Raw genomic sequence first — 6,445 nt, forward strand, 5'->3', positions numbered from 1 at the left:
TCGTCGCTCCCGCCGTCAGCGTGAGATATAGCCTGCTGCGATCGGCTTGAACCGATAGATCAGATACGGCGTCTTGTTTTCCGCCTTGCCGCCATGGAACATGGCGGCTGCGGAGACCTGAGACGCGGACACGTACATGTACCCGTCGGGAGAGGCAGTAATCCCGTCCGGCCACACCATGTCCGGATCGCTCAAATAAGTGCGAAACTTCCGGTCGGCTCCTATGATTCCAATCGATTTGGTCTCGACCGCAGTCAGGTAGATGTTGCCCGCATAGTCGATCGACAGGCCGCCATTGTTCGGCTTGTCCGAGTAGCGTTCCACCCTCCCGCTCAGCTCTTCGGCGGGCAGCTTCTCGTTGCCGAGGTCGGTGGCCTTGATGCGGTACAGCGACTGGCCGCTGAGTGGCGCGAAATAGACCCATTCGGACCTGGCATCCATCGTGATGCCGTCGCAGCCGACCTTGATGAGCGAAGGCTTGCCGTCCTTGCCAGGCACCGTCAGATCATTGCCATCCACGGTGATCGGCACATTTTCAGGGACGGTGGATCGATCGCCGTCCAGCACGCGCCGGGCGGCACCCGTATCCATGTCGATGACGATGATCGCAGCGTGAGAGCCATCGCCACCGGGCCCGATGTTTTCGTCGGCGATGTAGAATTTCCGGTTCTTCTGGTCGATCACGATGTCCTGCGGCTGCGAGCCTTTCACGGTCACGGGCTCCGGCATGTAGTAGATGCGCTCCAGCCTGTTCGCGCGCGTGTTCCAGCCGACCAGCTTCGGCGTGATCTGCGTCCGGAATCCCATGTCGATGATCCACACGACACCGCTTTCGTCTGAACGAAGACCCAGGACGTTATCCAGGTACTGATCGGTGCCCTTTCGTGGCGTATTCCATTCCGCATTTGGAAACGGCTCGAACGTCGTCGGCGATGTCAGCCGCGCCACACGAACGTCGGGACTGAAGAATGGATGGTGACTGAAGATCAGCTGATTGTCCGGCGTAAACGCAATGTTGCCGACCGACTGAGGGAGCTTCGCGAAGATTTCCGCGTTGCCGCCTCCGCTCTCCGCACAGGCTGCGCCCGTGACGATTGCCGCCGACAGAAAAATGACAAGTCGAATTCCTCTCCTCACGCTTCGCACCGCTCCCTCCCTTTGTTTTCTACGGTTATTCCGGCGCGCGTGCGCCCGGTCCGGGCCGGCAACCGCCGCAGGATTTGAATGCAGAGACCCAATGCGAGCCGAAGCGGTCGCTCGTTCATCACCGCCTCGCCGATATCGATCTTTGCGAGAGCCACGATGCGCGCTAATTTGGGGACTGACAATTACGCACAGGCCAGTCCTCTAGTATCACGGAGTGAACCATGCAGAAGCTCGGCAGCAAGACGTATGATTGTGCCGTGGGATGCCCCGTGGAGGCCACCCTCGATCTGATCGACGGCAAGTGGAAGGGCGTGATTCTCTATCACCTGCTCGACGATACGATTCGCTTCAACGAGCTCAAGCGGCGCCTGTCCCGGATCACGCAGCGCATGCTGACGCGCCAGCTCCGCGAGCTCGAGGCGGACGGCCTCATTCATCGCGAGATCTATGCGGAGGTCCCGCCGCGGGTCGAGTATTCCCTGACGGCGCTTGGGCGCTCGCTCGAACCGGTCGTTCGCATGCTCTGGACATGGGGCAATCAGTATCTCGCGACGGAAGCGGCCCGTGCCGGCGCGGTCAACGGCGCCGTTTCGCTCTCACCGCGGGTCAGACGGAGCCTGCCGGCAGGCCGCGCGTAGGCGCGGCCCCTGCGTATCCACGATGCCTTGCGGCGACTGCAGGTAAATCACACACGTCGATCAAGACGGCGTCGGTCTACACCGCGACGAGGCACGATTCTCCATCCTCACATGAGGCCATCCGCGCGCCGCCATCAAGCGGCGCGCGCTCTACTTATATAAATACTAATTCCAAATCTGATGATTGAGGGACCATTGCGCCCCTCCCGCACTTCAAGCCATCGACTGCGCTTGTTAGTCGTCCGCCCCGCAAATGATGGGGTCGCGAATGACTACATATCTCAGAACGACGGCAGGATTGATCGGCGGCGCGCTGCCGCTGTTGGCAGGCCTGATGGAGGCGGCGCCGGCCGAGGCGCAATCATCGTCGCAGGAATTGCCCGCCGTCGTGGTCGAGCAATCGTCGCGGCCGGCAGCGCGCACACGTCCGTCTCCCTCCCGGCAGGCAGCGCAAGCCGCGAGCCGCCGTCGTCAGGCCGAGCGCGCACCATCGAACGCCGATACACAGGCGGCCGGCGCGAGCACGGGCGCGGAGACCGCGACTGGCCCCGTCCGCGGCTACGTCGCGACCCGCAGCGGCACCGGCACGAAGACCGACACCCCGCTGCGCGAGACGCCGCAGTCGATCACCGTGGTCACCGCCGACCGCATCATCGACCAGGGCGCGACCACTGTGCAGGATGCGCTGCGCTACGTGCCGGGCGTGTTCGCGGACGCCTACGGCGCGGACTCGCGCGGCGACTATCCGCGCATCCGTGGCCAGGACCCGAACATCTATCTCGACGGCACCCGTGTGGTGAACACCTGGAACTTCAATGAGTGGCGGCCGGAGCCGTATACGCTGGAGCGCATCGAGGTGCTGCGCGGTCCCTCCTCGGTGCTTTACGGCGACACCTCGACCGCAGGCCTGTTGAACCTGGTCTCGAAGCGCCCGCAGGCCGAATCCGCCAATGAGATCGGCATCCAATACGGTAGCTTCAACCGCAAGCAGGTGCAGCTCGACTCAACGGGCAAGCTGACCAAGGACGGCGAGTGGCTCTATCGCTTCATCGGCGTGTTCCGCGACAGCAACATGCAGACCGACTACGTCAAGGACGACCGCATCGTGCTCGCACCGTCGCTGACCTGGCGGCCGACCAACAACACCAGTTGGACCGTGCTCGGCACCTATCAGAAGGACACTACGGGCTCCTCCACGGCGTTTCTGCCGCATGAGGGCACGCTCTATCCCGGCCCCAACGGCTTCATTCCGGTGCAGCGTTTTGCCAGCGAGCCGGGCTTTGACAAATACCAGACCGAGACCGGCGCGATCAGCAGCCTGTTCGAGCACAGTTTCAGCGATGGCCTGAAGATCCGGCAGAACCTGCGTTACGCCTATGTCGAAGGTATTTATCGGTCGATGTGGCCGGATCTGAATTTTGTCGATCCGAGCGATCCGAACTATCCGTTTCTCGATTCCAGCAGGCGCACCGTGGCACGCAGCGTATGGAACCGCGAGACGGTCAAGGATAGCCTGACCTCGGACAGCAATGCCGAGCTGAAATTGCAGACCGGGGCGGTCGCACACAAGGTGTTGCTCGGTGCCGACTACCGCGAGGCCAGGGAGCGCGCGCAATCCGGCTTCGCTACTGACCCGACACCTTTCGATCTCTACACGCCGGTCTACAACGGCGTGACCGCCCCGGCGATGTCACCCGAACCGAACCTCCGTCAGAGCCAGTTCGGCCTCTACGCTCAGGACCAGTTGCGGCTCGGACCGTGGCTCGCGGTCCTCGGCCTGCGCCACGACTACGTCACGAGTGACACGCAGGGATCTCCGGTCGAGAACTATCAGGCGACAACCGGCCGTGCCGCGCTGATGTACGAACTGCCGTTCGGCGTCACGCCCTACGTCACCTACGCGCAGTCGTTCAACCCGATCTTTGGCGCTGGTATCTGCGCCACCGTGTGCGCGCCTCAGCGTGGCGAAATGGTCGAGCTCGGCTTCAAGTACAATCCGACACCGCACAATGCGATCAACGGCGCGATCTTCGACATCACCGAGAAGAACCGGCTGGCGAGCGACCCTGACAATCCCCTGCTCTCGATTCAGACCGGCAAGGTCCGTATCCGTGGCGCCGAGCTCGAGGTGCTCACGAGCCTGACTCCGGATCTCGACCTGATCGCCGCCTACACCTATATCGATGCCCGCGTGGAGAGCGGCGACAATGCCGGCAAGCATGTCGAGACCGTACCGGATCACCAGGCCTCGCTATGGGCGAAATACCGCCTCGCCTGGTTTGGCCTGCCGGGCGTGACCGTTGGCGGCGGCGTGCGTTACATCGGCCAATCCTGGGACGGCACCGACACCATCCGCACGCCGGACTACACTTTGTTCGACGCCATGATCCGCTATGACAACGGCCCCTGGCGACTTCAGGTCAATGCCAGCAACCTCTTTGACAAGCGTCACCTCACCACCTGCCGGATCGGCGGCGACTGCTTTCTCGGTATCGGCCGCACGCTGCTCGGCAGCGTGACGTACAAATTCTAGAGCATGATCCGGAAAAGTGTGTAGCGGTTTTCCGCACAGATCATGCTCAAACAATAATCTAAAGCGCGATGACGATTCATCCCAATCTCATCGCGCTTTAGGAATGACCGCTAAGTCATGCTGCCGGGCATGAAGCAGCGCACGCGGGGATGGCCGTCGACATAGTGCTTCCACACCATGGTTCGACCGATCTTGTTCGGCTCGGTGATCACCGCGCCGTCGGGCACGACGACCCATTCGTCGTCGATGCGTACGCGGTAGTGGCCGCTATCGGATTCCCAGTCGACGTCGGCTATGACGTAGCCGTCGGCATCCGAGCAGCATTGCCCGTATTTGCTGTGCAGGCTCTCGAACCAGGGTTTTAGCGGCGAGTTGGCATAGCGGCCGTCGTCGCGCGCCAGCGCCGAGGTCGCAAGCAGCGCCATCGGCCCCAGCAGCGCCGCCGCACATAGTCTGGCAAGTCGCATATCGTCTCCGCGGATCGCAATCAGCGCCGCGAGGGACAGACACCGCCGTCCGCCTTCCGCACGGTGGCGGCAGGCGTGGAGACGGCGACTCGCTCCCCAGCGGCTTTGCGACAGCTATGCAAATCCGGCGCCAGCGCGCATTCCGGAGAACTACGGCCGCACGGTTTTGCCCCGGCCGGCGCGCACGTGCTGCATGTCCAATGCGCCGGCAATTTGCCGCAGCTGTTTTGGAGGCTTTCCTTGTTCCGCGAGGACGTGTACGAAACGGCCGCGGACACGGGCCGCATCGTTTAATCAACTGTTTCAATTAGAGAAATCAGGTGTTGGCGTGACTGGCATTGGACCGTCAGCGCTATGAGTTCGAGAGAGTTGCTTCCTGGCCAGCAGGATTCGACCGACTTGCCCGCAAGCGAAGTGCAGTTTGCGCTCGTGATTTCGCGCATGCTCGAGACGGTGAAGGACGACGCGGAAGCCAGGCGGCAGATGGTCTACGACCTCGCCCGCTACAAGCTCCAGGAGCAGTTCACCTACGCCGACGCCCGGAACATCGACCAGATGAAGCGGGCACTCGAGGTCGCAATCGAGGAGGTCGAAAAATTCTCGCGCGACCAAGCGCCGCTGGAGCGCTTGCCGTCACAACAGCTCACGTCGTCAAAGGCGACTGAGACAGGCGGTCTTCTGGTGTCCGGCGACGCGACCGTTTTGCGATCGAGGATCGAGATATCTCGCAGCAAGCTGCCTGCGATCTCGGGCCCGCTCCTACCGGTGATCAAGCGTACGGCGGCCATCCTGCTTGCCGTTGGCGCCGTCATCCTGATCGTCTCGCAGCGAGACAACATCGCCGCGCTGCGCCGGCAGATTTCGTCCCAGGCCCAGGAGATCGCGCAGGTATCGCCCAAGCCGGAGACGACGATCACGGTCGCCAAACCGGAAATGATCACCCCCGCGCCACCTCCCCCGACGCGCGTATTGCCAACCGACTACGGCATCTACGCATTGATCGACGACAAATCGCTGGCGGAGTTGAATGCGACCGGCGTGATGGCGCCAGACATGCGCATCGCGATTTCACCGGAGTTCAAGAAGCCCGATCGCCCGCATCTGCCGAACGGCCGCGTCAGGTTCATCGTGTTTCGGCGGGACGCCGCGAACGTGATCCCCGAGCGCGTCGAGGTTCGGGTCGTCGCGAAGATCGCCAGGGAGTTTTCGACCGACGCCGCAGGCAAAAATCTGGGCGGCGGAGAAGATGTCGGGGTGATCCGAAACTTCGCCTATCCGTTCCGGGTGTCGCCGATCCCGGGAAAGCCGGAGATGTACGAGCTTCACACCGGCGATTCAGGGCTCGAGCTTGCGCCGGGACATTACGTCCTGAGCCTGGGATCGCAGGCCTATTATTTCCAGGTCGACGGCGAGATCACCGATCCCCGGCAATGCCTCGAGCGGGTCGTCGCCGGCAACGGCACCTTCTACGCGCCTTGCAAGAAGGCACGAACGTATTGACGGTCGTCAAGACCGTCGCTGCTGAGGCAGGCCCGAGCCACACACTCAGCTGTCATCGCCCGACTTGATGTTCAGCCCGGGGACATGACCGACGGGTGTTCGGGGACATAGCCGACACATCATAGTGCACGGATTTGGCAGCGTGGGAGGCCAAGTCCATG

At 62.5% G+C, this 6,445-nt stretch carries 5 protein-coding genes; 3 read left to right on the forward strand and 2 right to left on the reverse strand.

What is annotated here, in order from left to right; genetic code table 11:
- Positions 1-15 precede the first annotated feature (15 nt).
- On the reverse strand, positions 16-1,137 hold the full coding sequence (locus tag ABIB95_RS10345; protein ID WP_354239077.1) for an L-dopachrome tautomerase-related protein: 1,122 nt from the start codon (positions 1,135-1,137) through the stop codon (positions 16-18).
- 230 nt (positions 1,138-1,367) lie between these two features.
- Here ABIB95_RS10345 and ABIB95_RS10350 point away from each other — a divergent pair, with 230 nt between their 5' ends.
- Together ABIB95_RS10350 and ABIB95_RS10355 are read left to right on the forward strand one after the other, a co-directional pair.
- A complete protein-coding gene (locus tag ABIB95_RS10350) occupies positions 1,368-1,784 on the forward strand; it encodes a winged helix-turn-helix transcriptional regulator (RefSeq protein ID WP_080583959.1) in 417 nt (138 codons plus the stop codon).
- A gap of 268 nt (positions 1,785-2,052) precedes the next feature.
- Positions 2,053-4,317, forward strand: coding sequence for a TonB-dependent siderophore receptor (locus ABIB95_RS10355; protein WP_354239079.1), 2,265 nt, complete (start codon positions 2,053-2,055; stop codon positions 4,315-4,317).
- A 110-nt stretch (positions 4,318-4,427) separates the two neighbouring features.
- Here ABIB95_RS10355 and ABIB95_RS10360 read toward each other — a convergent pair whose 3' ends face one another.
- Positions 4,428-4,784 carry a hypothetical protein gene (locus ABIB95_RS10360; RefSeq protein ID WP_175618040.1) on the reverse strand — a complete coding sequence of 119 codons (357 nt, stop codon included), beginning with the start codon at positions 4,782-4,784 and terminating at the stop codon, positions 4,428-4,430.
- 399 nt (positions 4,785-5,183) lie between these two features.
- Between ABIB95_RS10360 and ABIB95_RS10365 the strand changes: the two genes are divergently transcribed.
- A complete protein-coding gene (locus ABIB95_RS10365) occupies positions 5,184-6,284 on the forward strand; it encodes a hypothetical protein (protein WP_354239081.1) in 1,101 nt (366 codons plus the stop codon).
- The last annotated feature ends 161 nt before the right edge of the window (positions 6,285-6,445 follow it).

Origin of the sequence: Bradyrhizobium sp. LA2.1 (assembly GCF_040547725.1) — a bacterium.
GTDB lineage: Bacteria > Pseudomonadota > Alphaproteobacteria > Rhizobiales > Xanthobacteraceae > Bradyrhizobium > Bradyrhizobium barranii.

Bases quoted from the DNA above. Each gene is read 5' to 3' on its own strand.
- ABIB95_RS10355 (WP_354239079.1), top strand. From the start codon at position 2,053: ATGACTACATATCTCAGAACGACGGCAGGATTGATCGGCGGCGCGCTG.
- ABIB95_RS10360 (WP_175618040.1), bottom strand. From the start codon at position 4,784: ATGCGACTTGCCAGACTATGTGCGGCGGCGCTGCTGGGGCCGATGGCG.
- ABIB95_RS10350 (WP_080583959.1), top strand. From the start codon at position 1,368: ATGCAGAAGCTCGGCAGCAAGACGTATGATTGTGCCGTGGGATGCCCC.